Genomic DNA, 23,899 nt, shown 5'->3' with positions numbered 1-23,899 from the left:
AGAGACGGTTGGTATAATGTTGGCGGCAACCAATGGGTTTCAGGTGAATATGTGAAGTTTGAAAAATAAAACATATTACTTTACAAAAGAATAGTTTTATAAAAAATAAAAGCCGTCATTTGACGGCTCTTATTTTTGTTTGAATTTATTCTTTTTTTAAAGATGGGTGTTCCCAATAAGTGGTCGCTGTTTTAGGGATATTTTCAAAGATAAAATTACTAAAGTTAATTTTATCAATTGTTTCGCGATTAAAAATTATTTTCATCACATTATCAACTTTCTTAGTACCGTATGGATCAACTGTTTCAAATTGCCAAAAGAAAGCAATCTCACTTATTTCTTTTTCATTGGCTATACCTTTTAAGATTTTTTGTGTGTCCATCCACATTCCTTGCTTAAACATATTATCTGTAAGGTTATCACTTGCGTGGATAGTAAGTATAGCAATTTTATCATCTTCAGTTGCTGTCCCCATATTTTTGTTGATTTCTAAATTTGTTAATGATTTTGAACCAATGCTCGATTTTACAATATCCTTAATCCTTTTTTCTAAATTATTATTTGTAGGAAGTGTTGTTGTGGAAAGACTTTCATTGGAATTATTTGAGTTTTGATTTTGATCAGATTGATAAGTTTTACTTTCAGATGAAGCGTAGGCAAAATCTCCAATAGAAAATAATTTATCATCTTTAAATGAAAATTTAACCTCTCCGTTGGTTATACCGTCAATTGATTTATATGTAATTTCAGTAATAGTATCAGTTAATTTATTTTCTTCTCCATCACCGCCAATAATTTTTCGAACTTCCTGGATAGACATTCCTTGATGGATGTTTTTAAATTCATCTTTAGATATTTTATTATCATCCCTAGTAGTCAATGCGAAAAAGGTAATGATTGCTAAAAAAATAGTCGCTAAAAATAAAATAACACGAAGCTTAAATTTCATTATGTATCCTCCTTATTTTTTTCAATCCAAATATTTTCAACACGCATATCAAGAACCTTAGCTATTCTAATTGCTACTAAAAGTGTCGGTGTTCCGCCTTGCAGCAAATTAGTCATTGTTGAGTTTGCTATACCTACTTTCTTCGCTATAAATCCATATCGCAAGCCTTTTTTATCTACAATTTGTTTTAAATTACTTTGAAGCATTATTCCACCTCCTAGTATGTATATTCTAGTGAAATCATTTTTGTCCTCTTAAAAAATAAATTTCAGGTGTACAGGCAATAATCCTCCTTCTGGTTCATATACCTATATTACTTCCATACGGAAGCCCACGAAGAATTCTACTTGGACTTCCGTATGGCATTGTAGATATCAAGAGAGGAGAGGGTTACATGCGTTCTCAGTATAGTTACCTCAATACAACGCCTTATTTATATTCATCAAAAGAACTACGTCACATGTATAACGAATCTAGATCTAGAAAAGAAACGGAATCAATTCTTACTCACATGAGGAACCATGAAGTATTTGATAACAAAGAGTACAAAGGATATTTCAGCTTATCACAAGTAATTGAAGAAGATTTATATGGAGAAGAGGAAGATATATTGAATTGGCAAGATTTAATGGAGCGGTATCAGATTGTAGCTACCAAATCGGGGATTAAATTTCGTGAGAAAGATGAATTGACCGAGGAATGGCTATGACACTTGCAGGAGAAGTCGTTATTATTTGGACGGCAACAGGCTTGTCTGTAGTTGCGATGAGTGTAGCTGAAAAAATGGGGAAGAGTGTTCCACATTGGCTTCCACGTATGACTATGTATACAACGCTTACGGGCTCGTTCTTATATCTTCTACGTTACGTTCTCGTTATGTTTCTATGAAGGAATACGATGTGGAAGAGAGGGACAATAGACCTCACAAGCAAAAATGCTAGTCCTGTTCGCTTCCAATAAAGTGCAATGATATCCTTATAGGATATCTAAAGGAGAAATGTTTATGTTGGAATTACTATGGGTCCCGATGGCAGCTTTAACTTTTGCATTCGTAAGTGATCGGTTTAAAAGGAAAATAGATGATAAAAAGAAGATACAAGTGTTTTTTGAAGTGTCAGGAATTGCAATCAAAAAAGATGATAAGATTCATTATCCAAAATTTAAGAAACGAACTCATGATGATAGAAGTACAACATACGTGTATGAGTTGCCTGTTGGTATGCCAAGTAAAATTATTCGAAAGGTTGAAGATGTTGTAAGTGAAGGGTTAAATAAACCTGTTCGAATTCAGTATGACAATTATAGATTGAACATTCGTGTATTCGATCAAGAAATACCGAAGAAGTGGGAATGGTCGAAAAATTTAATGAAAGTTGGAAAATGGCTTGTGCCAATCGGGCAAAGTTTAGAACAATTGATTTATCACGATTTTGATAAAACACCACATATGACATTAGGTGGTTTAACACGTATGGGAAAGACTGTATTTCTAAAGAATGTGATGACATCTCTTATTACTGCACAAGCAGAATATACGCACTTGTTTATTATTGATTTAAAAGGAGGATTAGAGTTCGGACCATACAAAAATGTAAAACAGATTGAGTCGATTGCAGAAAAGCCAATGGAAGCTTTTCAGGTATTAAGGGCGATTCTAAAAAAGATGGAAGAAAAAATGCTTTTTATGAAAGAACACCATTATACCAATGTGGTGGAAACAAATATAAGAGAACGCTACTTTATTATCGTGGATGAAGGGGCAGAACTTTGTCCTGATAAAAGTATGAATCGGGAACAACAAAAGTTATTAGGAGCTTGTCAACAGATGCTTTCTCATATAGCGCGAATTGGTGGAGCATTAGGATTTCGATTGATTTTTTGCACGCAATACCCTACTGGCGATACTTTACCACGTCAAGTCAAACAAAACAGTGATGCAAAATTAGGATTTCGGTTACCAACTCAAACGGCTTCTCAAGTTGTCATCGATGAAACTGGTCTCGAATTGATTGAAAGTATACCGGGGCGTGCGCTTTTTAAAACAGATCGATTAACAGAAGTTCAAGTCCCTTATATCTCAAATGAACAAATGTGGGACGTATTAAAACAATACGAGGTGAAAAAAGATGCATATGCAGACACATATCAAAATGAATCGTCAGATGATGATTTTGACCTCGATTAGAAAGCTGAAATTTGCGACAAGAAGACATTTGATGGCCATTCACGATATGGGAGGAATACGGAATGCAAATCGTATTCTAAAAGATTTGAGCCCATATGTGAATAGTACCGTTTATAAAAAAGAGCATGTATATTACCTCAATAAACAAGGACGTGCGCTATTCGATGATACAGAAAAGGTTGTACCTACCATTCGATTAGCACACAGCCTTATGAGGAACGAAGCGTGGTTGTATCTATTTTGTCCTGAAGATTGGCAGATAGAAGCCCCTATACGTTATAAAGTGCATGAAAATAAGAGAACGATTATTCCAGATGTAAAGTACCGTGATAGTGACGGGATTTTAAACGCAGTTGAAATAGATCGTACACAAATGATGAATGTGAACAGCGAAAAAATGAATAAGTATGGTGAATTCACCTTGTATTATAAAAATAAATATAACGGGAAAGTTCCTATTGTTCACTTCTTTACAATCACACCATATAGGCAAAAGACGCTAGAACAATTTGCTGTGCAGCATGGTGTATATGCAAAGGTATATGTGGTACCTGAAGTGTAAAAGAAGATATCACATACCAAATTCGGGGTCAAAATAATATTTGTTCATCAAGTTGTTTACGATACCATTGAAATAGGAGAACCATCCTTTTTTCATGCGGGCTCCATCTTTTATTTTCATCACAAATTCTTTCATGGCCTGTACACCAATATGTAATTCTTGTTCTTTATCAAAAGCAGTTTCCCCTGTTGTATGATTTACTACACAATTACACTGTTTTACTACTTTCCAAAATTCTTGAATAGTTCTCGCTTTTGAATAATAAGCAGAGGCTAGAGAAGCAAAACGTTCTGGAACCCAGTGTGCAATAAAATTTGCTTGTTGTACATTCTTTTCAGGTGTTGTGTCAGCTGAATCTACCTTACGTTTATTTATATCTTTTATCTTTTGTTTTAAGGTTTTAGTAGTTGTTTTCTTGGTGTGACAAATTTCCACAGTTTTAGTAGGGGCTTCTGTGACAAACTCGTCTTTTGTGAAGATTGGTTGGATTACAATAATGTTACTTGTTTGTCTCATATCACTTTTACGTTTCATTTCTAGTTGTTTGATGATACCAAGTGATTCTAAGTGTTGGCATGCACGAATAACTGTTCTGCGGCTAATATGAAGTACTTCAGCAATCTTCTTTTTGGATTTAAAAGAAACGCCAAAATATTTACAAGAATGGGTGTGTAAGTGATTGAGTACAGCCAATTGATTTTTATTTAATCGATCAGCAAATTGTTCTTTATATGCGCGTACAGTGTCATTTAGCTCCTTGAGATTTTGAAAAGATACTAAGTTTTCATATGTTTCTATACTAGCAAGAATGGTGATGGCTTGTTTCTTTTTCATAAGGGCTCGTCTCCTTTGAAAATAAAAAAGCAACAGTATGCCACAAAATGTAAGCAAACTGTTGCGGAAGAACCCTTACGTACGGTAAAATAAAGTACATAAAGAGTTACAGCAAGTGTTTGCCTAGTTGGTGTAGGCGGACGGTATAAAGGGTGTTGACGCACTCTTTATACACGCTGTGCTCTTTTATTTTTTATTAGTTTAATTTTGAATTATTTCGGTAACGAATTTGGTCACAAATGACCAGAAATATGTTGCCATTTATAAAATTAGATGCAGTACAAAACTGCGTAATATAGCCATTTTGTGCAGTTTTAAGAAATTAAAGTTTTATACATAATAGATGGTCACAGTGTTTCTTATTTTACAGAAGAATTTGCAATGAATAATATTGCCTCCAAAGATGAACGTGTCATACAAGCGTTAAATGAAACTTTAAATTTAGAGCGGTATCCTGACAAAGTTAGAAACTTGTCAGATGAGATGTATTGCATATGTCTGTATGCTGATGAAACAGAAGCTCAAAAATTCATTGAAAGGTATCCAGCACTTACGTTTGACCGTTTTCATGGTTACGTTATGAATGTATTGGAAGATAGTAAAGTATCGAAGCTAACTGCAATTCAAAAAGTATTGGAACATTTAAATATTAGTAAATCAGAAGCCATTGCTTTTGGTGATGGTGGAAATGATATTGAGATGTTGCAGTATGTAGGATTAGGAGTTGCGATGGGAAATGGTGGAGAGGAGCTGAAGAGAAGGGCTGATCTCGTTACAACGAAGGCGAGTGAAGGCGGAATTTCTTATGCCTTAAAGAAGTTGCACATTATTTAAAACTGATAGCTAGTCAGTGTGAAAAATCCTGTTTTAATAATAGGATTTTTTTGTTTAACAATGTGCTTGCAATAAAAGGAAAAATATGAGTATAATGAGAAAGTAATTAGGTAAGCTAATTATTTAATGAGAAAGGAGAGTGAAGATGAATGGATTCAAGAAAAGATTCTCTTCCTTTAGGGATTGAGCCGTACGCAGAGTTAATCAAAAAGACAGCATCAGCGGAAACGGATCCAATCGCAGCAAAACTTGGTTTGTTAATGTTATGGACGTCTGATAATGTTCTTGATGCGGTTGACGTAGATTTAGCTCCGCTTGGTATTTCAGAGAGTAAATTAGATTTTTTACTATTGTTTATTTTGCGTGAAATGGAAGCGAATGGGGAAGAGGTGAACATGAGTCCTTCGGATATTGCGAGTCGATTAGGGATTACACGTGCTTCTGTCACTGGCTTATTAGATTGGATGGAGAAACGAGAGTTAATCGTAAGATTCCACCATTCTGAAGATCGAAGAAGATTAAAGGTGAAAATTACTCCGAAAGGAAAAGAACTAGTTACACATTCTTTACCAACTTTTTGGTTATCTTGCGCTTCGTTAGTTGATGGCTTTAATCAAGAAGAGCGTCAAGTTTTAGAAAAGTTATTAAATAAAATGCAAACAACTATGCAGGTGAAATTAGGAGAAGGTAGGTAAATAAGTTGATTATGAAGATCAACTTATTTATTTAGACATATAATTAGCTTACCTTATTATATGCTTAACTAACTTTATGAACGGTGATAATTTTTGCTATGTAATTAAAATAAATAAGAGTTAAAGGAATGCTATTTTAGTAATTTAGAGAGTTTAAACTAATAAAAACAAATCGTAATAAGGGAGAGAGTTTATGATGGAAATAGGAAAGGAAGTAAATAGTGAAAAGAATTATACAATAATGACAGCAGTATTATGTTGGTCGGGTATGGTAGTTATGTCTAGCCTATATGTAACAATACCTTTAATCTCTCTATTTTCAAACATTTTTAATACGTCATTAGCACAATCGGCAGCTACAGGAAGTATATTTTCTGTTGGCTTTGCTATAGGGTGTTTGTTATTTGGGGCAATTTCTGATAAATATGGACGAAAAAAAGTGATTTTTATTGGATTGCTTGCACTGTCGATTGTTTCTTTTTGCTTAGGGTTTGTAGATAGTTTATTTTGGCTTGTTATTTTTAGAGGTATACAAGGGATAGCAGCAGCTACATTTTCTCCAGTAGCGCTAGCCTACGTTGTAGAAATGTTCCCAGTAGAAAGAAGGGTTACAACAATAGGATTTGTTAGTACTGGTTTTTTAGTAGCTGGAATTGTAGGGCAGGTAATAAGTACTGCTGTTAGTCAGCATTTTGGATGGCATATGGTTTTCTTTCTTCTTAGCATTGTCTATATAAGTACTGCTATATGGGTTTATTATTCTCTTCCGAAAGGAGAGACGTCTCAATCCTATACTGATATTTTGGGGCCAATTAAACAGATGGGTAAAGTTTTTACAAATAAAAGCTTAGTATTAAGCTATATAATTGCATTTGTTTTATTAATGGCTTTTGTTAATATGTATACTGTTTTAGGGAATTATTTGAGCTCTCCTACTTACAATTTAACTGCAGAACAAATTCTTTATTTTCGCTTAGCGGGGCTATTTGGTATGTTGCTATCACCGCTTGCAGGTCGTTTAACGAAGAGGTTTGAAGTAAGAAAAGTTCTTCAGGGAGGATTGTTGATCGCTATTTTTAGTCTAAGTTCAATGGGCTTTGTTTCGTATCTATCTCTACTTGTAATGATGAGTGTCTGTTTTGTAATAGGTATTGCTATATCCGTTCCGTCTTTAGTTTCTCTTGTAGGTCAATTAGGAGGGAAAGCGAGGGGAATAGCAGTATCTATTTATACTTTTATTTTATTTTTAGGTACTAGTATAGGACCTATCATTTCTATTTATCTAATGAAAATAGGAGGGTATGCTCAAACATTTATTTTATTAGGAATGCTACTTTTTATTGGTTTTGTAGCTTCTCTATTTATAATTAATGAATAAGTGGAAAATCACTCAAATAAAGGAATGCGAGGATCTTTCATATGCTCACATAATAAAAGATGAATTTGTCCGCGATGATGATAAAAGTGTGCAACGATTTCAAGTAACCATTCAAAGCGCGAATAAGAAATACCCCAATAGGCAGTCATAACTTCTGCTAATTCTATTTGGGAGTAGGAAAGAAATGTTTTGGAGAGAAGGTTGTATCCTTCAATCATCGTTTGTTGCATGTGAGCAACTGTTACGGGCGTATGTTCTATATAAAAGGTATGTAATTCTTTTTCTGGAATACCATTTAAAATGAGCAAATCAGCATGACAAATAAGAGAAAGATGTGTACACATTTCAAATAATGATCGTTTTGAGTGAATCGGTTTTATTTTTAAATCGTTTTCACTATATTGGTTAAGCATATAAATAGAAGTATCAATAGCAACTTTTAGTTGATGTAATGCAGATTGAACAAACATTGTAATTCTCCTCGTCTCCGTATATAATAGTTTCTTGAGGATATTATATCATACTCAAAATTCCGAAAATTCTAGTAGTTTGACTAGCATAATGAAAAGTATTATATTGTAAAAGGTCATATGAAACGTGAAATAGAATGGAATGCAATTATTGAGTTAGGAGTTAGACCAATGAGTTTGAAATATGGAAGAGATACAATTGTAGAAATTGACTTAAATGCTGTAAAACATAATGTAAAAGAATTTAAAAAACATGTAAATGATGAAGAAATTAAGATGATGGCTGCTGTAAAAGCGAATGGGTATGGCCATGGGGCAGTTGAAGTTGCCAAAGCTGCAATTGAAGCTGGAATAAATCAACTTGCAGTTGCATTTGTAGATGAAGCAATAGAATTAAGAGAAGCAGGAATTACTGTGCCGATTTTAATTTTAGGATACACACCAGTAGCGGCTGTAGAAGATGTAATTCAATATGACGTTATGATGACTGTTTATAGAGTAGAAGATTTACATGGTATAAATGAAATTGCAAACCGTCTTCAAAAGAAAGTACAAATTCAAGTGAAAATTGATACGGGAATGAGTCGTATCGGTTTACAAGAAGAAGAAGTTAAACCATTTTTAGAAGAATTAAACCGTATGGAGTATATAGAAGTAGTAGGGATATTTACGCATTACTCTACGGCAGATGAAATCGATAAATCATATACGAATATGCAAACAAGTTTATTTGAAAAAGCTGTTAATACAGCGAAAGAATTAGGAATTCAAATACCATATATTCATAGTTCAAATAGTGCAGGATCAATGGAATTAAGTAACACATTTCAAAATATGGTGCGCGTTGGAATAGGAGTGTACGGTATGTATCCATCAAAAGAGGTGGATCATTCAGTCGTTTCTTTACAGCCTGCGTTGTCGTTAAAATCAAAAGTGGCTCATATTAAACATGCGAAGAAAAATCGTGGTGTAAGTTATGGGAATACGTATGTAACAACTGGTGAAGAATGGATTGCGACTGTACCAATTGGTTATGCTGATGGTTATAATCGTCAATTATCTAATAAAGGCTATGCGTTAATTAACGGGGTTCGAGTACCTGTAATTGGCCGTGTTTGTATGGATCAGTTAATGTTGGATGTTTCAAAAGCGATGCCAGTACAAGTAGGAGACGAAGTAGTATTCTACGGTAAACAAGGTGAAGAAAATATCACAGTAGAAGAAATAGCGGATATGTTAAGTACAATAAACTATGAAGTTACATGTATGCTAGATAGAAGAATTCCGCGTGTTTATAAAGAAAATGACGAAACAACTGCAGTTGTAAATATATTAAGAAAAAACTGAATCATTTTGATTCAGTTTTTTTATTTTTGGCAAGTGAAAAATGCTCTATTTGTACCGTGGAATTGAATGTTCTTAAAACCTATGGATTCCAATGAAGAAATTATTTATTCATTGGAATAACAAGCTTCTTCAAAAGAAAAGTCACTTCTTGTCCAATTATTATCTATGTCATGTTGAAATAGTATAAAGTTCATTTCTGCTTTTTTATTTTCATTATTATATGTAGAATCAATCGTACAAACATATTCTTTCTCTGAAATATGAAACGAAGCAATCCAGTTTTCAAGAAATCCTTTTTCCATATTCATATCAAATGCGAATATACCCTCGTTATGTAATACGGAGTAAACGTTGTGAAACACACTTTTTAGTTCATCTAAATTCATAATATGGTTTAAACTATCACCGGCAGAGATGACGTAGTGGAATTGCTCATTTATATTGAAATAGCGAGCGTCATCGACGAAAAAGGTTGCATCTGGCGCATTTTCACGTGCATATTCAATCATTTGAGTAGAACCATCTATACCAGTTACTACAAAATTGTTATCAAGTAGTTTCCTAGTAAGATGACCAGTCCCGCAACAAAGATCTAAAATATGAGAATGTGGTTGTGCATATTGTAAAACGAGTTTTTCAAAAGCAAGATAGGAGTGTTCGGCAAAATGTCCCCAATGTTTATTATAAATAGATGCGAAAATATCATAATCAGAATAAATAAGTTTTTTAGACATAAATATTCTCCGTGCTATTCATTAAATTATAATAGTCATGCTTCGTTTTAATTTTAAAACCACATTGTGTATATAGTTTTAAAGCATGGTTATTTTTCGTTTCGACGTCTAATTCAATTGTTGAAGTTCCTTCTGTAATAAGGGTATGTACCATATAACTAAGAATATCTTTTCCATATCCTTTACCTTGATAAGAAGGATGAACGGCGAATCCTGATAGTGTAGTAGATTGTTCTTGCTCAGTAACTGTAATTGTTCCAATAGCTTTTTCGTTAATAAGAGCACTGTAAACTTTATGAGAAGGTGAAGTCATCATTTTTTGTAACCATGTAGCCGTATTGTCTACTGAATCACCAAAAGCTTTACTAGAAATTTCAATAAGGTCAAGAAGTGATTCTGAAGCTGCAAGAGTAAGCTGTATATTACTTTCTGTTGTTTTTTGAATTTCGTTTATTTTGAACTCCATACTATATTCACTATATAAATACGGTAACTTCATATGTTTTACAAATTCATTCCCAGAAATAGAATCCCCATTGATAATAAGAAGAGCTTCATCTGCCTCTCTATTTTGTATTTCTTTCATTGCAGTTTGTAAAAGGGTAGTTCCGAAACGTTGTTTTCTAAAATGAGGATGTACAAAGCCTATTAGTTCAAGCTTTGTTGGTCTTTCGAAATCATACATATTTAAAGTGCCAATTAATTGAGTACCGTTATAAAGAAGAAAATCGTTTATATGATCTTCATTTCGATTTTTTAAAAAGTTGATATGTAAATCTGAAGAGTAATCAAGATTGTCTTGTTGCCCGCAAATATAAGCCAAATCCTTCATTTGCTGTATTTCACTTTCTGTTACAGAACGCTTTTTCTGAATATCCATTGTATACTCCCTCTCAATTGTATTTAAAAATAGGATGGGTGACTTAACCATTCCTTTAATTCCACACTACCTTGCACAGATAACAGTCGGTATAAATAACGATATGGTCGTCTACATTCTTCAAGATGAGGAATAGGCATAATTGTTTCGTAACCACTTTTAAAGGCATGTGCTTCTTTTTCGGTAAGTACATATTCTAGTCCGATAAAATCAAACTCTCGCGGGGCAACCGCGTAAGCTTCAGTATCTACTAAACCCGTAATAGTTGTACCGTCATATAAAAATTGGGTAGGGTCCATATCAAGTAAGACGAGTGTAGCTTCTTTTGGTACGGACAGGGAAGAAAGCTGTGATTCAAAGGTAGGAAAAGCATTTTGTATGCTTTCATCATCGGAATAAAACATATTCACAAGCTCTTTACTCACGTTTAAAATATGTGATTGGAATTCATCTAGTGGAACTTGGAACGTGCCTGACGGATTTCCTATAAAATCGGCTTTAAACTTATGTATTTCTGCAAGTCCTTTTCCTAGGCTAAATAAAATAGAATCTGGTTGCTCGATAAAAGATTGAACTGTGTTACCTACTAACTTTTCGACCACCACAAATTCACGGCCATTTAAAACATGTTTTTCTAATATTGTTGGGATAGGAAGATTCGTATGTTCTTGTAGCAATGTATGTACAGTTTCTAAATGATGGACGTTCCTTGGATCAATTCCAAATAGATTTTTACATCCCCACCAAAAATCATTATTTGGTTCTTCATTCATTTTAGAAGTACGAACGATAACTTCTGTATCTTCTGTTTGAACGAGAAAAACATCACTTGCATGATCTTCATAACCTGGGTGCAAGGCCTGAACGGATAGAATAAGGGAATTGAATAGTTGTTGTAACATGAAAAGACTCCTTTTTCTGTAAATTCTATAAATTTATTATATAACAGATGATGTGTTATGGGGATAAAGATAAAAGGATTGAAATCATAGTTATATTTATAGTCAAAACTCATTAAAAATATTATATTTCTCCATTTTTGTATGAATTGTCAAAAAATAAGAGTGATAATATTTGAATGTAAAGCTTGTATCTTTAAAGCTATGAAGAGTAAAAGTAGAATTAAGCATTCATTTATCGCGCTATTCGCTGTGCAGTAAGACCCCCACCTCAAAATTCAGTGAAAGCAAAGAAGTTAGGGGGAGCGGGATGTCCGTAAAATCTCGATTGGTGAGGGCTGATAATCAGTGAGGGATGAACAAAACCCCTATTGATTAAAGTTTTACTTTATAAAATTGTGAATCACAATAATGTAGACTATAGAAAATATTTCTCAATAATAAAATGAAGAGAAAAGCATGAAGAAGTAGAATGCATTCATTTATAATAGACTTAAATTAATTAATATAATTAATTGTTAACTTTATTATATTAACTGGATAGGAGAGAATATTATGGCAAATGTACTCGTAATAAATTTCCCTGGGGAAGGTCATATTAATCCGACTTTAGCTATTGTAAGTGAGTTAATCCAGCGAGGAGAAACAGTTGTTTCGTATTGTATTGAAGATTATAGAAAGAAGATTGAAGCAACAGGTGCGGAATTCCGAGTGTTTGAGAATTTTCTCTCTCAAATTAATATTATGGAACGAGTAAATGAAGGCGGGAGCCCTTTGACGATGCTATCTCATATGATTGAAGCATCAGAGCGTATTGTTACTCAAATTGTAGAAGAAACAAAAGAGGAAAAATACGATTATTTAATATATGATAATCATTTTCCAGTAGGACGTATTATAGCGAATATTTTACAATTACCAAGCGTTTCATCTTGTACAACGTTTGCTGTTAATCAGTACATTAATTTTCATGATGGGCAGGAATCGAGACAAGTAGATGAAATGAATCCATTATATCAATCTTGTTTAGCGGGAATGGAAAGATGGAATAAGCAGTATGGAATGAAATGTAATAGTATGTATGATATTATGAACCATCCTGGTGATATTACGATTGTATATACTTCAAAAGAATATCAGCCGCGTTCAGATGTATTTGATGAATCGTATAAATTTGTCGGTCCATCAATTACTACTCGAAAAGAAGTGGGGAGTTTTCCTACTGAAGATTTAAAAAATGAAAAAGTAATTTTCATTTCTATGGGAACAGTTTTTAATGAACAACCTGCTTTGTATGAAAAATGTTTTGAAGCGTTTAAAGATGTAGATGCGACAGTCGTATTAGTCGTTGGTAAGAAGATAAATATAAGTCAATTTGAAAATATCCCGAAAAACTTTAAGTTGTATAATTATGTCCCGCAATTAGAAGTTTTACAGCATGCTGATGTATTCGTGACACATGGTGGTATGAATAGTTCGAGTGAAGCGTTATATTACGGTGTTCCATTAGTTGTAATTCCGGTAACAGGAGATCAGCCATTCGTTGCAAAACGATTGACTGAAGTAGGGGCAGGCATAAGACTTAATCGTAACGAGTTAACTTCTGAATTGTTACGTGAGACTGTAATGAAAGTAATGGATGATGTGACGTTTAAGGGAAATAGTCGTAAAGTGGGAGAGTCGCTTAGAAATGCTGGTGGATATCAAAGGGCAGTTGAGGAAATACTTGAATTAAAAATGAAGCCGTACGTAAAGATTAAATAGATGTTAAAAACACACTTACTTTTAATTTGTAAGTGTGTTTCTAGTATTACGCGTTACATGTGTTACATAAAAATAGCGATAAAGGTGAAACTTTTGTGTATATAAATCGATACCTTTGAATTAGTAGTAAAATTACGTTAAAATAATACTAAGAAAATATATAAGTTTTGGGGGTAATGAATGAAGAAAGTATTTGAATACGTATTATTAACAATTGGCTCAATTATAGTAGCAGGTTCATTAGAGCTTATTTTAGCACCTAATGGATTAGTAGATGGCGGGGTAACGGCTATTGCTATTATGGCAAATAAAGTCGCAGGATTGCCACTTTATGGCGTTTTCTTAGGAATTAATATCCCAATTTTATTATTTACTGCAAAAGTAATGGGAAAGAAATTTTTTATCCGTACATCTTATGCGAATGTAGTTACAACACTCGGATTAATTTATTTAAAACCATTTCCAGCAATTACGACTTCTGAGTTATTAATTGTACTTTATGGTGGAGTGCTGTTCGGAATTGGTGTTGGGATTGTTGTTAAAATGGGTGGAGCAATTGACGGTTCGGAAATGTTAGCAGTTTGGATGAACAAACACTTTAATGTGCCGATTAGTACATTTTTACTTGCAGTAAATGCAGTTATTTTCATCTTTGTTGCCATTTTATTTTCAATCGAACAAGCGATGTTCTCATTAGCAATTTTCTATATTGTTACGAAGATGATTGATTTTATATTAGATGGTATTAATCAAGGTAAGAGCGTTATGATTATTTCTGGTAAGAATAAAGAAATAGGCGATTTACTTATGAAAGAATTGCAACTATCTGTTACGTATCTACATGGAGAAGGTGGTTTTTTAGGGGAGCATAAGAGAATCATTTATTGTATTACAAACCGATTCATTTATCCGAAAATGAAAGATCTCGTTCTCTCTGTAGATCCAACCGCTATAATTGAAGCTTCCTATTCAACAGAAACGACTGGTGTGAAACGTCCGGGAAGGAAAGCTAGGTCGGGTGAATAACTAGAAGAAGGCTGTCCAAAAAGTTATTTTGGAACAGCCTTCTTTTTTATTTTGTTGAATTGTTAGTATGTTACAAGTTAAACCCACTGTTAACAAATTTCCTTGCAACTAGGGAACCAAGCGTTTTTCAATAATATAGTCAACGTTTCAATTTTATTTTCTGGAATGCTACCAAATCCGAGTAATACGTATGATTCCTTACGTAAATCATTCATGAAATCATATGGAGAAAGCGGGTATAATTTAACGCTTTGTTTTTTAGCGGATTCAATCAGTTCGTTTTCATTCATACTGTTATGGACACATAAAACAATATGAAGTCCGGACTGTTCGCCAAGAATTTGAACATTAGCCCCCATTTCTTTCATAATGGATTTTACTAACGCATGATGTTTTCTTTTATATAGTGTACGACTCCGGTTAAGATGACGTTCCCAATTCCCGCTTTGTATAAAGTTAGCAAAAGCAAGTTGTTGTATTGTAGCGACTGTTTGTTTAAAAATTCCATGCAGTTCTTGATATGTTTTTAAAAGATGTGGTGGTAAAACAACATATCCCATTCGTAAAGAAGGTAAAAAAGATTTTGAGAAAGTCCCCATATAAATAACGCGTTCATTTGAATCAAGACTTTGTAAAGAAGGAATCGGCTTACCAGCGTAGCGAAACTCTCCGTCATAGTCATCTTCAATAATGTATCCATTGCAATCATTAGCCCACTTTAACAATTCTAATCTTCTAGATAAAGGCATAATAATCCCGAGTGGAAATTGGTGTGATGGTGTAACGTATGCGACATTGGAATTTGTATTGTATAAGCTAGAAATATCAATCCCTTTTTCATCCAATGGTATGGGATGAATTTGTCTATCACAGCTTTTAATGATTGCGTGTATACGGTGAAATCCAGGGTTTTCAATGCCGTATTCTTTTGTAGGGCCAAGCAGTTGAAGTAGTAGCCAGAGAAGTGGCTGCGTTCCGGCACCAATAATAATGTGATCAGGTGAAGAATGTACACCGCGAGAGTGATATAAATATGTTGATATATGCTCTCGAAGAGCGAATTCACCTTGAGGATCTTCTTTGGAAAATAGTGCATTTTCGTATGTAAGTATGGATTCTTGTAATGCTCGTTTCCAATTTGTAATCGGAAAAGCAGTTTGATCAATAAGCCCTTGGCTACAATCATATTCGAATTTTTCGTCTATTAAATTGCTCGTCTTCATTGCTGCATTTCGTTTTTTATTTGGGATAACGTCAATATCGAAATTTGCTACAAAAATACCACGTTTCGGTTTACTTTCTACATAACCTTCAGCTAACAATTGTTGATAAGCTGATTCAACAGTAATGCGGCTAATATTAAGTTGTGATGCTAAATTTCTGTGTGAGGGTAGACGTGTGCCAACAGAAATACGCCCTTGTATAATTTCAGCTTTTATATATTCGTAAATTTGCAAGTAAATAGGTGTGTTACTTTGTAATTGCAATGGGATAGTAAAATCCATATAAAACTCTCCTTTAAAGCTGGCCTTATAAAAAATTCTTAAACTGCCACTTAAGTAAAGGGCAGTTGCTTTCTATAATAATGATATAACATTTAGAAAATTATATAAATAGTTAGGGGAGAGTTAAAAATGAATGTTAAAGAAGTAGTAACAGAAGAGCAATTACATGAAGTATTACCTGTTTTACAGCAATTAAGAACGAAACTTTCAAAAGAGGAAACAAGCTCTTTATTTCGAAATATGAAAGAAGAAAATTATAAACTATTTTCGCTGCGTAATGAGGAGGATGAAGTTGTTAGCCTTGCAGGTGTAGCGATTTGTACGAACTTTTATAATAAGAAGCACGTTTTCGTATATGACCTTGTAACAGCAGACGCACATCGTTCAAAAGGACATGGAAATGTATTACTTTCGTATATAGAGAACTGGGGAAAGGAAAACGGATGTGAATCTATCGTCCTCACATCAGCATTTCCAAGAATTGATGCTCATCGTTTTTATGAAAGAGAAGGGTATGATAAAGTGAGTTATTCTTTTCATAAAGAATTATAAATAATAGGAAGAAGCTGTCCCGCAAAAGTTGGGAACAGCTTCTTCTTATTTATTAAGTTATTATTGAACGGTAAATAGGTTGTAAGTTATGGTATATGTATTTGAAAAGGTTATATAGTGTATTTTGTCGAATTGTTTTAATTTAATAAAGAGAATGATTGGAGCGCTTATACTTGAAGAAAATAAAGAAACTATCAATCCCTAATGATGCTAGAGTTATCGTCATATCTGATATTCATGGAGAATTAAATCTTTTAAAAGAAGCACTACATAAAGTTAACTTTAAAGATGAAGATTATTTAATTATTAATGGAGATCTTTGCGAGAAAGGACGAGATAGCGTAGGCGTAGTAAACTACGTTATGAATCTTGTAAAGAACAATTCAAATGTTCACGTTGTTGAAGGGAATTGTGAAGTTTTAGTTGATGCTCTTCTAAATGAAAATCCTCGTCTTATTAATTATTTATGTACGAGAAAGCATTCGATTTTTAATGAATGGCTAGAGCAATTGGATTTTTCAGCTCATAAAGGCACTTCAATTCGTGAAGTGAGAGAAGCATTGCTAAGTGAATTTTCACAAGAAATACATTGGCTAACGGAGTTGCCGACAGCGATTGAAACAGAAGATTATATTTTTGTGCATGCCGGTCTAGAAGATAGAGTAGATTGGAAAGAAACAGAGCGCAAAAATGCGATAGCAATGCCACAGTTTTTTAATAAATCACATAAAGCAAATAAGTATGTAATAGTTGGTCATTGGCCTGTCGTGAACTATTCTGAAGAAGCACCGTCTAACAATCCAGTTATTGATAAGGAGAAAAAAATTATTGCAATTGATGGAGGAAATGCAATTAAAGAAGCAGGGCAATTAAACGTATTTATTATTCAGAGGAAACAAACCGGCGATACGTTTTCTTATACATATGTAGACTATTTTCCAGAGTACGAAGTAATAGCGGATTTTAATGCGAATTCAGAAATGCAGGGCGGAGTGACATATCCGTATTATTACATAGAGCCTATCGAGAAGATGCAAGATTACACAATATGTAAGCAAAAGGAAACAAATAAATTACTCACTGTAAAAAATGAATATATGAAACAACTTGAGTCAGGTGAATATACAGTGAAAACTGATATTTCTTGTGCGCAAATAAGCGTTAGAAAAGGAGATATCGTTTCTCTCATTGATGATAGCTGTTCAGGATATGATTTAATTAAAAAAGGTGGCGTAGAGGGTTGGATAGAGAAAGGGATTTTGCTTGAGGTGAATAAAAAGGGAAATAATATATTGAGCTGAAATAGGAGGGGATAACCTCCTATTTTTTATTACCTATTAACCTTTTAAATTAGTGGACTGCCTGCTGTCTTTAATAAGTAAATAAATCGTACTCGGTAGAATGATAAGCGTCATTCCTAAAATAATCGCTAGTATACCATAACCTCTATACGGAGCAGAAACGATAAACGGAAGTATCGAAAAAAAAATACCTGCTATCATCATTGAAATACTACTAATATTTGAAGCTCTTTTTTCGAGGTACTTATCATTCCATTCTAATGAAACGGTTGATTTAGTCGTATCAATTTTGGAACTGAAATAACCTATTAATATAAATAAAAGCCCTAATGCTAAAAATATGAAATGATCAAGAGGAAGTGAAAAGCCAAGAGCGATGAGGGCAATGACAATATCGACAAAAAATAAGAATAGTAACATTGTGTTGCCGATCCAATGGAGAAATTTCTGGTTACTCGCTGCTTTAGATAAAGCTAAAAATACAAAGAACAAGAAGGAACATATAATTATATTTACGATTACAAAAGTGCTTTTATCCATTGTTGATGTAGGCGTTCCATTGAAGTCCCATTTCGTAACAATATTTGATGGTAAGAAGAAATATAGAATAATATTTGTCGTAATAATAGTGAGAAATAAAGCAATACTAAATCGATTATTCACTGAATCACCAGCTTTCTAAATCAATAATTGGTATCTAATAACAAAATTATACAATATAATATATGATATTAGTTTTGATTTTTCTGAAAAAATATTATAATTATATATGAAATAAAGAGAAATGCAGGAGGGAATTATGCAAAACGTTGTATTAAAGGGGAAGAAAGTTACAATTCGTACAATAGAAGAATCAGATATAAAAACATTATGGAATATCATATTTAAAGAAGAAAGCCCAGAATGGAAGAAATGGGATGCGCCATATTTCCCGTTCTCAATGCAAGAATACTCTTCCTATAAAGAGAAGATGCAAACTCGTTTAAAAGAAGAACCACTGTCAAATTTAATTATAGAAAATAACGGTCAAATCATTGGGACAGTCGGGTTTTATTGGGAATATAAACCGTCGCGTTGGTTAGAGATGGGGCTTGTGATTTATGACCCAACATACTGGAATGGTGGTTACGGTACGGAAGTATTGACATTATATAGAGATTTGCTATTTGAAAAAATGGAGATTGGTAGAGTAGGAATCACGACTTGGTCTGGCAATGAACGAATGATGAAAGTAGCAGAGAAAATAGGAATGAGCTTAGAAGGTAGAATGCGAAAGTGTCGTTATTATAACGGAACATACTATGATTCTATTCGAATGGGCATGATTCGTGAAGAATGGGAAGCGCTATGTGTAACGAAGGGGTGAGAAAGATTGTACGCTATCATAGCTACATTTGATCGTGTGTTTACTAATAAAATTACATACTTACAAAATAAATTAACAAATGTAATTGGAACAAATCAATTAGCTGGAGTAGAACCTCATATAACGATTGCGGATTATAATGAGTTAGATGTTAATTTGTATATTGAAAAATTAAAGGAATTTGTAGCTATTCAAGAAAACATGTCTGCAGTCACTTTTCCTTCTGTTGGAACTTTTCCTACTAACGGTACGGTTTTTCTAGCGCCGACTGTTACCGATGATTTATTGAGACTTCATCATTTTTATCATGATCATTTCAAAACTTTTCATGATAATTCAAATTCATATTATGTACCAGGAAAATGGGTTCCGCATTGTACGATTGCGAATTATTTGAATTCAACTCATTTTTTAAGTGCGATGGAGTATATATATGAGAATTTTGATGTTACAACAGCTTCGATTGAAAAGTTAAAATTAATTAAGGTCAATTATGAAAATGGTTCTGCCGTTTCTTCTAGTATATTAGCAGAATATAATTTAAAGAGAATGGAGACATCGAGATGACATATGTAATTAGAGAAATGAAGCAAGAAGATATTCAGGCTGTACAATCAGTAGCGAAAATAGCTTGGCATGATACATATGAAGGCATTATTCCGAGAGAGATTCAAGATAGTTTTTTAGACGAGGCATATTCTGATGAAAAAATGAAATATCGCCTTAAAAATACACATTTATTCGTTGCGGAAGAAGAGGGTGAAGTAATAGGATTTGCGAACTTTTCACCTGTTAGACTACAAAACGAAGCAGAATTAGGGGCAATTTATTTGTTACCAGATCAGCAAGGAAAAGGGATCGGAAGTGCTTTATTACAAAGAGGGATTAAGGCATTAAATGGGATACGGAAATTGTACATACATGTAGAAGCTGCAAATGAAAAAGGAAAACGCTTTTATGAAGCGAAAGGTTTTGCTGAATTAGAGCAATTTGAAGAAGACTTTGAAGGACATATGATGCAGACAGTAAGGATGGTTTTATACGTATGAGGAGGACTAGTAATGAAAACTTTTGATTTTAGTGAAAAAGTAGGAAAGCACTTATCAGTATTTCAATCTAATTTCATCATGTCGAAAATAGTAAACCATCAAGGAAATGTACATATCGGTGCTATGCATTTACACGAGAATGGAATCATCGGTAATCATGAAGCAGTTGTATCTCAACTGCTTCTTATTGTGGACGGAGCAGGATATGTATGTGGGGCAAATAAAGAAAAGATAAAGGTAGAGGCGGGACAAGCTGTGTTTTGGGAGAAGGGAGAGCTTCATGAAACAAGTACAGAACAAGGATTAACGGCAATTGTTATGGAAGCAGAGAATCTTGAACAAGGGATAGTAATGCCTATTATTCAAGGGGAGTTGTGAAAAATGATAATTAAGGCGAATCAAGAAGATACCAATGAAATATTAAAATATACGGCTCAATCGCTTTTTGAAGGGACGAGAGGGAATTGTCAATTAAGTACCGAGAAAGCGATTGAAATTACAATGCCGATTGTAGAAAAAGGAGCATATTATTTAATCATTAAAGAAGCAAATAAAGTAATGGGATGGATATTAATAGGGGAAAATACAGACTATTTTTCTCGTGAAAAACTTGGATTTATATATGAATTGTACGTTTTCCCAAAATATCGCGGGAGAGGATTATCGCGAGAACTGATGGAAGCTGGTATTAAGGAATTAAAGGAGGAATATTCAGAAATTAGGTTGAATGTATTTGCTGGGAATTTTGCAAAAGAGATGTACGAAGAGTTTGGGTTTGTTGAAAGGCAGGTAATTATGACTTTGAAGTGAGTATTATATTCTGAATGGGAGAAAACAATGATTTAGTGGCTACTTTATCGCTGGAATTTAAAGCGATAAAGTATAAAATAGATGGTTTGCCTTTATTTTATAGTCGATTTATAGAGTGTGCTTAAAAAACAAATAAATTAGTATTATACAATATATCATTATTATAGTAAAAGAGAAATTTTGGAAAAATATCATTTTTTTGTTTAGAAATTTTTAAATTATTGATATAATCAATTTGTAGAATTGATTATTGGTTAATTTTACTATTTTTTAATTTTAAGGGGGATTTAATAATGGCAGGACAAATTCGTATGTCACCAGAGGAGCTTAAATCGAAAGCGACTCGATATGGACAAGGTGCAAATCAAATTGAGGACATTTTACGTCAACTACAAAACTTACAAAATGAATTAAGAGGAGAATGGGAAGGTCGTGCTTTCGAAGGTTTTGACCAACAGTTCAATCAATTAAAGCCAAAAGTACAAAACTTCGCACAGCTATTACAAGAAATTAATATGCAGCTTAATAAAACTGCAGAAGCTGTTGCTAGACATGACGAAGATCTTTCTCGTAATTTCGGTCTACAATAAGACAGATAAAAAGAAATATATAATTTAGCCATGCAACCATACGTTGTATGGCTAAATTACTTTAAAACTAGAGTAAGATACGAAGTCTTTCATTAGATAGACTCGCAGTCGCAGGAGTGATAAGTAGTGAAAAAGTTCAAATGGAGCATCTTGTTGTTTATTATTTTAGCTCTTGTACTATCAACAGGGGTCTCCTATTTAGCATTAAATCAAAATGTTAAGAAAGCTAATGAGAATACTACACCAAAAATGACAGTTGCGTTGGTAAATGAAGATCAGGGCACTGTATTTGAGGGCAATAAAATAGCGTTTGGAGATCAATTTGTTAAAAATGTAAATAAAAATACGAAACAAGAATGGTACGTAGTTAGCCGCGGGGTAGCGGAAAATGGATTGAAAAATAATAATTACAATATGATGATTGTTATTCCAAATGATTTTTCTAGGAAGGCAGTTGCGATTGATTCAGAGATTCCAGAGAAATTAACGTTAAACTACAAAGTAAATGCAACTGGGAATAAGGATTTGAAAGCTGAGGCAGAAAATACAGCTTCTGTTATTTTAGAAGATTTCAATAAGCAAATAATCGATGTTTATTTTGCGAGTATTATCGGTAAGCTACAAGGTGCACAAGATAATATAGGTAAAATAATTGAAAAAGGAAACGTTCAAACAACTATGTATAAAAAAGATATACATAGTCCGTTAGCAAATTACACAAATCAATTTAAAACAGTACAAGATTATACAGGTGTTTCTGTTAATAGTTTCAAAGGATTTCAGGATGTTTTAAAAGGTTTCGGTCAAGCGTTAGATGAAGGGAATAAATCTAACAGTACGTACTTAGATGGTTTTAATAACTTTCAAAAAATGCAAACTGATAACAATTTGTTAGCGAATAATTTCACAAATCAATTCAATCAATATATGAATGATATGAATACAGGCGATGCTTTAAAGCAATTAAGTGCATTGGAATCCGCTAATAAAATTATTTCAAATCAATTTACATTTTCAGAGAAAGAACCGAATATTTTAACTGATGCTGCAGCGATTCAAAAATATTTAGCAGATGTAAAAAAACAAGTATCTGAATATGATACAGAACTTGCAGGAAAGTTAGAAAGTGATATTCAAGAGACGGTAATTAAGAAGTTAAAGCAATCTATGTCGAATGATGGAAAGCAAGAAATCTTCATAAATACATTAATGAAACAACCAGATGCTCGAATAAAGAAACAAATCGAGAATTTAATTGCGAAATTACCTAGTTTAAACATGGAAGAAATCGGTCAAAGTGATTTGCCAGATACAACGAAATTACAACTGCAAAATGTAATTCAATTTACAAAAAAATATAATAAAGAAAATAATTTTTATTATGATCCTGTAAATAAAATATCTTTAGGAAACGCAATTAAAGAAGTAAAGGATAGACTTTATACAGAGGGAATTACATTTAGTGATACTGCTAAAGTAATTAAAATGGAATCTCCGCAAATTTTGAAGATAAAGATTCCAGAAGAATTTAAACTAGATGGGAGTACAGGATTCTTACATATTGATGATGTGGATCGTACAAGTGATTTTCTTCAAAGCGAAGCAGGAGAAATTACAATAGCTCCTCGTAATGAAGGGGATATAAAGATTGATCTGCATGTGAAGTTAAAAGATCCAAACATCAATATAGATGTTTTCTCTCCTGTAATGTGGCAGTGGGAATTGAGTGGGACTCATAAAAAAGAAACTAGTCCTGAAAAAGAAAAACCTAACAAAGAAGATAAAGGAACACAAACGGAAAATAGCAAAGTGGAAAATGTGGTTCATAAATCACAGTATGGCATAATGCCGTTAGTACACAATGCTAAAACGCCTATTATTCAAAAAACAGAACAGAGTAATAATGGTGACAGTGTCAAGCCTGATACGGGAGGAAATCCAGACACAGGAGGAAAACCTGATACAGGAGGAAAACCTGATACGGGAGGAAAACCTGATACAGGAGGAAAACCTGATACGGGAGGAAACCCTGATACGGGAGGAAACCCTGATACAGGAGGAAAACCTGATACAGGAGGAAATCCAGACACAGGAGGGAAACCTGATACAGGAGGAAATCCAGACACAGGAGGGAAACCTGATACAGGAGGGAAACCTGATACAGGAGGA

The 23,899-nt window shown here is 33.5% G+C and carries 26 protein-coding genes and 2 pseudogenes; 19 read left to right on the top strand and 9 right to left on the bottom strand.

Going from position 1 to position 23,899, the window contains the following annotated elements:
• Nucleotides 1-145: 145 nt before the first annotated feature.
• Both RT27_RS05410 and RT27_RS05405 read right to left on the bottom strand, forming a co-directional pair.
• Nucleotides 146-949, bottom strand: coding sequence for a hypothetical protein (locus RT27_RS05410; protein ID WP_000669561.1), 804 nt, complete (start codon nt 947-949; stop codon nt 146-148).
• Nucleotides 949-1,155 (bottom strand): helix-turn-helix transcriptional regulator, encoded by a 207-nt coding sequence (locus RT27_RS05405; protein ID WP_000941958.1) that lies wholly within the window; start codon nt 1,153-1,155, stop codon nt 949-951. Before RT27_RS05405 ends, RT27_RS05410 begins: the two co-directional genes overlap by 1 nt.
• Nucleotides 1,156-1,343: 188 nt before the next feature.
• Here RT27_RS05405 and RT27_RS05400 point away from each other — a divergent pair, with 188 nt between their 5' ends.
• From RT27_RS05400 to RT27_RS05385, 4 genes are all read left to right on the top strand, one after another.
• Complete coding sequence (locus tag RT27_RS05400; RefSeq protein ID WP_001257568.1) at nt 1,344-1,658, top strand: hypothetical protein; 315 nt, start codon at nt 1,344-1,346, stop codon at nt 1,656-1,658.
• Nucleotides 1,655-1,837, top strand: coding sequence for a hypothetical protein (locus RT27_RS05395; protein WP_016098414.1), 183 nt, complete (start codon nt 1,655-1,657; stop codon nt 1,835-1,837). Before RT27_RS05400 ends, RT27_RS05395 begins: the two co-directional genes overlap by 4 nt.
• Before the next feature lie 115 nt (nt 1,838-1,952).
• Entirely contained in the window at nt 1,953-3,134 is a 1,182-nt protein-coding gene (locus RT27_RS05390) for an FtsK/SpoIIIE domain-containing protein (RefSeq protein WP_043935486.1), read from the top strand.
• Nucleotides 3,076-3,696: a replication-relaxation family protein gene (locus RT27_RS05385; protein ID WP_042597925.1), complete on the top strand. Its 621-nt coding sequence runs from the start codon at nt 3,076-3,078 to the stop codon at nt 3,694-3,696. Before RT27_RS05390 ends, RT27_RS05385 begins: the two co-directional genes overlap by 59 nt.
• A 9-nt stretch (nt 3,697-3,705) precedes the next feature.
• Here RT27_RS05385 and RT27_RS05380 read toward each other — a convergent pair whose 3' ends face one another.
• Nucleotides 3,706-4,530 (bottom strand): helix-turn-helix domain-containing protein, encoded by an 825-nt coding sequence (locus RT27_RS05380; RefSeq protein ID WP_000730123.1) that lies wholly within the window; start codon nt 4,528-4,530, stop codon nt 3,706-3,708.
• A 345-nt stretch (nt 4,531-4,875) separates the two neighbouring features.
• Between RT27_RS05380 and RT27_RS05375 the strand changes: the two are divergent.
• The 3 genes and pseudogenes from RT27_RS05375 to RT27_RS05365 form a co-directional block, all read left to right on the top strand.
• Nucleotides 4,876-5,364 (top strand): annotated as a pseudogene (locus RT27_RS05375) (HAD-IIB family hydrolase); the annotation flags it as partial.
• A gap of 149 nt (nt 5,365-5,513) precedes the next feature.
• On the top strand, nt 5,514-6,059 hold the full coding sequence (locus tag RT27_RS05370) for a MarR family transcriptional regulator (protein WP_000378333.1): 546 nt from the start codon (nt 5,514-5,516) through the stop codon (nt 6,057-6,059).
• 196 nt (nt 6,060-6,255) lie between these two features.
• Nucleotides 6,256-7,437 carry an MFS transporter gene (locus tag RT27_RS05365; protein ID WP_023521758.1) on the top strand — a complete coding sequence of 394 codons (1,182 nt, stop codon included), beginning with the start codon at nt 6,256-6,258 and terminating at the stop codon, nt 7,435-7,437.
• Nucleotides 7,438-7,445: 8 nt separating this feature from the next.
• On the opposite strand, the gene RT27_RS05360 is transcribed toward RT27_RS05365, so the two are convergent.
• A complete protein-coding gene (locus RT27_RS05360) occupies nt 7,446-7,907 on the bottom strand; it encodes a hypothetical protein (RefSeq protein ID WP_043935485.1) in 462 nt (153 codons plus the stop codon).
• A 171-nt stretch (nt 7,908-8,078) separates the two neighbouring features.
• Between RT27_RS05360 and alr the strand changes: the two genes are divergently transcribed.
• On the top strand, nt 8,079-9,254 hold the full coding sequence (gene alr, locus RT27_RS05355) for an alanine racemase (RefSeq protein ID WP_002093966.1): 1,176 nt from the start codon (nt 8,079-8,081) through the stop codon (nt 9,252-9,254).
• A 20-nt stretch (nt 9,255-9,274) separates the two neighbouring features.
• Here the strand turns inward: alr and RT27_RS05350 are convergent.
• From RT27_RS05350 to RT27_RS05340, 3 genes and pseudogenes are all read right to left on the bottom strand, one after another.
• A pseudogene (locus tag RT27_RS05350) lies at nt 9,275-9,988 on the bottom strand (class I SAM-dependent methyltransferase).
• Entirely contained in the window at nt 9,981-10,868 is an 888-nt protein-coding gene (locus tag RT27_RS05345) for a GNAT family N-acetyltransferase (RefSeq protein WP_043935483.1), read from the bottom strand. Before RT27_RS05345 ends, RT27_RS05350 begins: the two are co-directional and overlap by 8 nt.
• Nucleotides 10,869-10,891: 23 nt before the next feature.
• Entirely contained in the window at nt 10,892-11,770 is an 879-nt protein-coding gene (locus tag RT27_RS05340) for a nitrate reductase (protein WP_043935482.1), read from the bottom strand.
• A 552-nt stretch (nt 11,771-12,322) separates the two neighbouring features.
• On the opposite strand from RT27_RS05340, the gene RT27_RS05335 reads away from it, so the two are divergent.
• Both RT27_RS05335 and RT27_RS05330 read left to right on the top strand, forming a co-directional pair.
• On the top strand, nt 12,323-13,531 hold the full coding sequence (locus tag RT27_RS05335) for a macrolide family glycosyltransferase (protein WP_043935481.1): 1,209 nt from the start codon (nt 12,323-12,325) through the stop codon (nt 13,529-13,531).
• Between the two features lie 180 nt (nt 13,532-13,711).
• Nucleotides 13,712-14,557, top strand: coding sequence for a YitT family protein (locus RT27_RS05330; RefSeq protein WP_000755126.1), 846 nt, complete (start codon nt 13,712-13,714; stop codon nt 14,555-14,557).
• A gap of 89 nt (nt 14,558-14,646) precedes the next feature.
• Here the strand turns inward: RT27_RS05330 and RT27_RS05325 are convergent, their stop codons facing one another.
• Entirely contained in the window at nt 14,647-16,062 is a 1,416-nt protein-coding gene (locus tag RT27_RS05325) for a PLP-dependent aminotransferase family protein (RefSeq protein ID WP_043935479.1), read from the bottom strand.
• A 129-nt stretch (nt 16,063-16,191) separates the two neighbouring features.
• Between RT27_RS05325 and RT27_RS05320 the strand changes: the two genes are divergently transcribed.
• Both RT27_RS05320 and RT27_RS05315 read left to right on the top strand, forming a co-directional pair.
• Entirely contained in the window at nt 16,192-16,614 is a 423-nt protein-coding gene (locus tag RT27_RS05320; protein ID WP_016081922.1) for a GNAT family N-acetyltransferase, read from the top strand.
• A gap of 173 nt (nt 16,615-16,787) precedes the next feature.
• A complete protein-coding gene (locus tag RT27_RS05315) occupies nt 16,788-17,915 on the top strand; it encodes a metallophosphoesterase (protein ID WP_043935477.1) in 1,128 nt (375 codons plus the stop codon).
• Between the two features lie 36 nt (nt 17,916-17,951).
• On the opposite strand, the gene RT27_RS05310 is transcribed toward RT27_RS05315, so the two are convergent.
• A complete protein-coding gene (locus tag RT27_RS05310) occupies nt 17,952-18,578 on the bottom strand; it encodes a DUF1648 domain-containing protein (protein ID WP_016081920.1) in 627 nt (208 codons plus the stop codon).
• A gap of 136 nt (nt 18,579-18,714) precedes the next feature.
• Between RT27_RS05310 and RT27_RS05305 the strand changes: the two genes are divergently transcribed.
• The 7 genes from RT27_RS05305 to esaA form a co-directional block, all read left to right on the top strand.
• A complete protein-coding gene (locus RT27_RS05305; protein ID WP_001181853.1) occupies nt 18,715-19,281 on the top strand; it encodes a GNAT family protein in 567 nt (188 codons plus the stop codon).
• A 6-nt stretch (nt 19,282-19,287) separates the two neighbouring features.
• Nucleotides 19,288-19,848 carry a 2'-5' RNA ligase family protein gene (locus RT27_RS05300; protein WP_043935475.1) on the top strand — a complete coding sequence of 187 codons (561 nt, stop codon included), beginning with the start codon at nt 19,288-19,290 and terminating at the stop codon, nt 19,846-19,848.
• Nucleotides 19,845-20,330, top strand: a complete 486-nt coding sequence (locus RT27_RS05295; RefSeq protein WP_000222835.1) for a GNAT family N-acetyltransferase — start codon at nt 19,845-19,847, stop codon at nt 20,328-20,330. Before RT27_RS05300 ends, RT27_RS05295 begins: the two co-directional genes overlap by 4 nt.
• 12 nt (nt 20,331-20,342) lie before the next feature.
• On the top strand, nt 20,343-20,708 hold the full coding sequence (locus RT27_RS05290; protein ID WP_000846432.1) for a hypothetical protein: 366 nt from the start codon (nt 20,343-20,345) through the stop codon (nt 20,706-20,708).
• 3 nt (nt 20,709-20,711) lie between these two features.
• On the top strand, nt 20,712-21,140 hold the full coding sequence (locus tag RT27_RS05285; RefSeq protein WP_043935473.1) for a GNAT family N-acetyltransferase: 429 nt from the start codon (nt 20,712-20,714) through the stop codon (nt 21,138-21,140).
• A gap of 293 nt (nt 21,141-21,433) precedes the next feature.
• Nucleotides 21,434-21,730, top strand: coding sequence for a WXG100 family type VII secretion target (locus tag RT27_RS05280; protein WP_000918601.1), 297 nt, complete (start codon nt 21,434-21,436; stop codon nt 21,728-21,730).
• A 126-nt stretch (nt 21,731-21,856) separates the two neighbouring features.
• The coding region (gene esaA / locus RT27_RS05275; protein ID WP_043935472.1) for a type VII secretion protein EsaA at nt 21,857-23,899 on the top strand (2,043 nt) is incomplete at its 3' end.

Source organism: Bacillus sp. L_1B0_5, from assembly GCF_000836715.1.
GTDB classification, from domain to species: Bacteria; Bacillota; Bacilli; order Bacillales; family Bacillaceae_G; genus Bacillus_A; species Bacillus_A thuringiensis_S.
Note: the sequence above shows the minus strand (reverse complement) of the source record. Positions and strands in the feature narration are given on the sequence as shown.

What these genes read in the sequence shown, in the direction of transcription:
- RT27_RS05410 (WP_000669561.1), bottom strand. Translation starts at nt 949, where the DNA reads ATGAAATTTAAGCTTCGTGTTATTTTATTTTTAGCGACTATTTTTTTA.
- RT27_RS05405 (WP_000941958.1), bottom strand. Translation starts at nt 1,155, where the DNA reads ATGCTTCAAAGTAATTTAAAACAAATTGTAGATAAAAAAGGCTTGCGA.
- RT27_RS05400 (WP_001257568.1), top strand. Translation starts at nt 1,344, where the DNA reads ATGCGTTCTCAGTATAGTTACCTCAATACAACGCCTTATTTATATTCA.
- RT27_RS05395 (WP_016098414.1), top strand. Translation starts at nt 1,655, where the DNA reads ATGACACTTGCAGGAGAAGTCGTTATTATTTGGACGGCAACAGGCTTG.
- RT27_RS05390 (WP_043935486.1), top strand. Translation starts at nt 1,953, where the DNA reads ATGTTGGAATTACTATGGGTCCCGATGGCAGCTTTAACTTTTGCATTC.
- RT27_RS05385 (WP_042597925.1), top strand. Translation starts at nt 3,076, where the DNA reads ATGCATATGCAGACACATATCAAAATGAATCGTCAGATGATGATTTTG.
- RT27_RS05380 (WP_000730123.1), bottom strand. Translation starts at nt 4,530, where the DNA reads ATGAAAAAGAAACAAGCCATCACCATTCTTGCTAGTATAGAAACATAT.
- RT27_RS05370 (WP_000378333.1), top strand. Translation starts at nt 5,514, where the DNA reads ATGGATTCAAGAAAAGATTCTCTTCCTTTAGGGATTGAGCCGTACGCA.
- RT27_RS05365 (WP_023521758.1), top strand. Translation starts at nt 6,256, where the DNA reads ATGGAAATAGGAAAGGAAGTAAATAGTGAAAAGAATTATACAATAATG.
- RT27_RS05360 (WP_043935485.1), bottom strand. Translation starts at nt 7,907, where the DNA reads ATGTTTGTTCAATCTGCATTACATCAACTAAAAGTTGCTATTGATACT.
- alr (WP_002093966.1), top strand. Translation starts at nt 8,079, where the DNA reads ATGAGTTTGAAATATGGAAGAGATACAATTGTAGAAATTGACTTAAAT.
- RT27_RS05345 (WP_043935483.1), bottom strand. Translation starts at nt 10,868, where the DNA reads ATGGATATTCAGAAAAAGCGTTCTGTAACAGAAAGTGAAATACAGCAA.
- RT27_RS05340 (WP_043935482.1), bottom strand. Translation starts at nt 11,770, where the DNA reads ATGTTACAACAACTATTCAATTCCCTTATTCTATCCGTTCAGGCCTTG.
- RT27_RS05335 (WP_043935481.1), top strand. Translation starts at nt 12,323, where the DNA reads ATGGCAAATGTACTCGTAATAAATTTCCCTGGGGAAGGTCATATTAAT.
- RT27_RS05330 (WP_000755126.1), top strand. Translation starts at nt 13,712, where the DNA reads ATGAAGAAAGTATTTGAATACGTATTATTAACAATTGGCTCAATTATA.
- RT27_RS05325 (WP_043935479.1), bottom strand. Translation starts at nt 16,062, where the DNA reads ATGGATTTTACTATCCCATTGCAATTACAAAGTAACACACCTATTTAC.
- RT27_RS05320 (WP_016081922.1), top strand. Translation starts at nt 16,192, where the DNA reads ATGAATGTTAAAGAAGTAGTAACAGAAGAGCAATTACATGAAGTATTA.
- RT27_RS05305 (WP_001181853.1), top strand. Translation starts at nt 18,715, where the DNA reads ATGCAAAACGTTGTATTAAAGGGGAAGAAAGTTACAATTCGTACAATA.
- RT27_RS05295 (WP_000222835.1), top strand. Translation starts at nt 19,845, where the DNA reads ATGACATATGTAATTAGAGAAATGAAGCAAGAAGATATTCAGGCTGTA.
- RT27_RS05290 (WP_000846432.1), top strand. Translation starts at nt 20,343, where the DNA reads ATGAAAACTTTTGATTTTAGTGAAAAAGTAGGAAAGCACTTATCAGTA.
- RT27_RS05285 (WP_043935473.1), top strand. Translation starts at nt 20,712, where the DNA reads ATGATAATTAAGGCGAATCAAGAAGATACCAATGAAATATTAAAATAT.
- RT27_RS05280 (WP_000918601.1), top strand. Translation starts at nt 21,434, where the DNA reads ATGGCAGGACAAATTCGTATGTCACCAGAGGAGCTTAAATCGAAAGCG.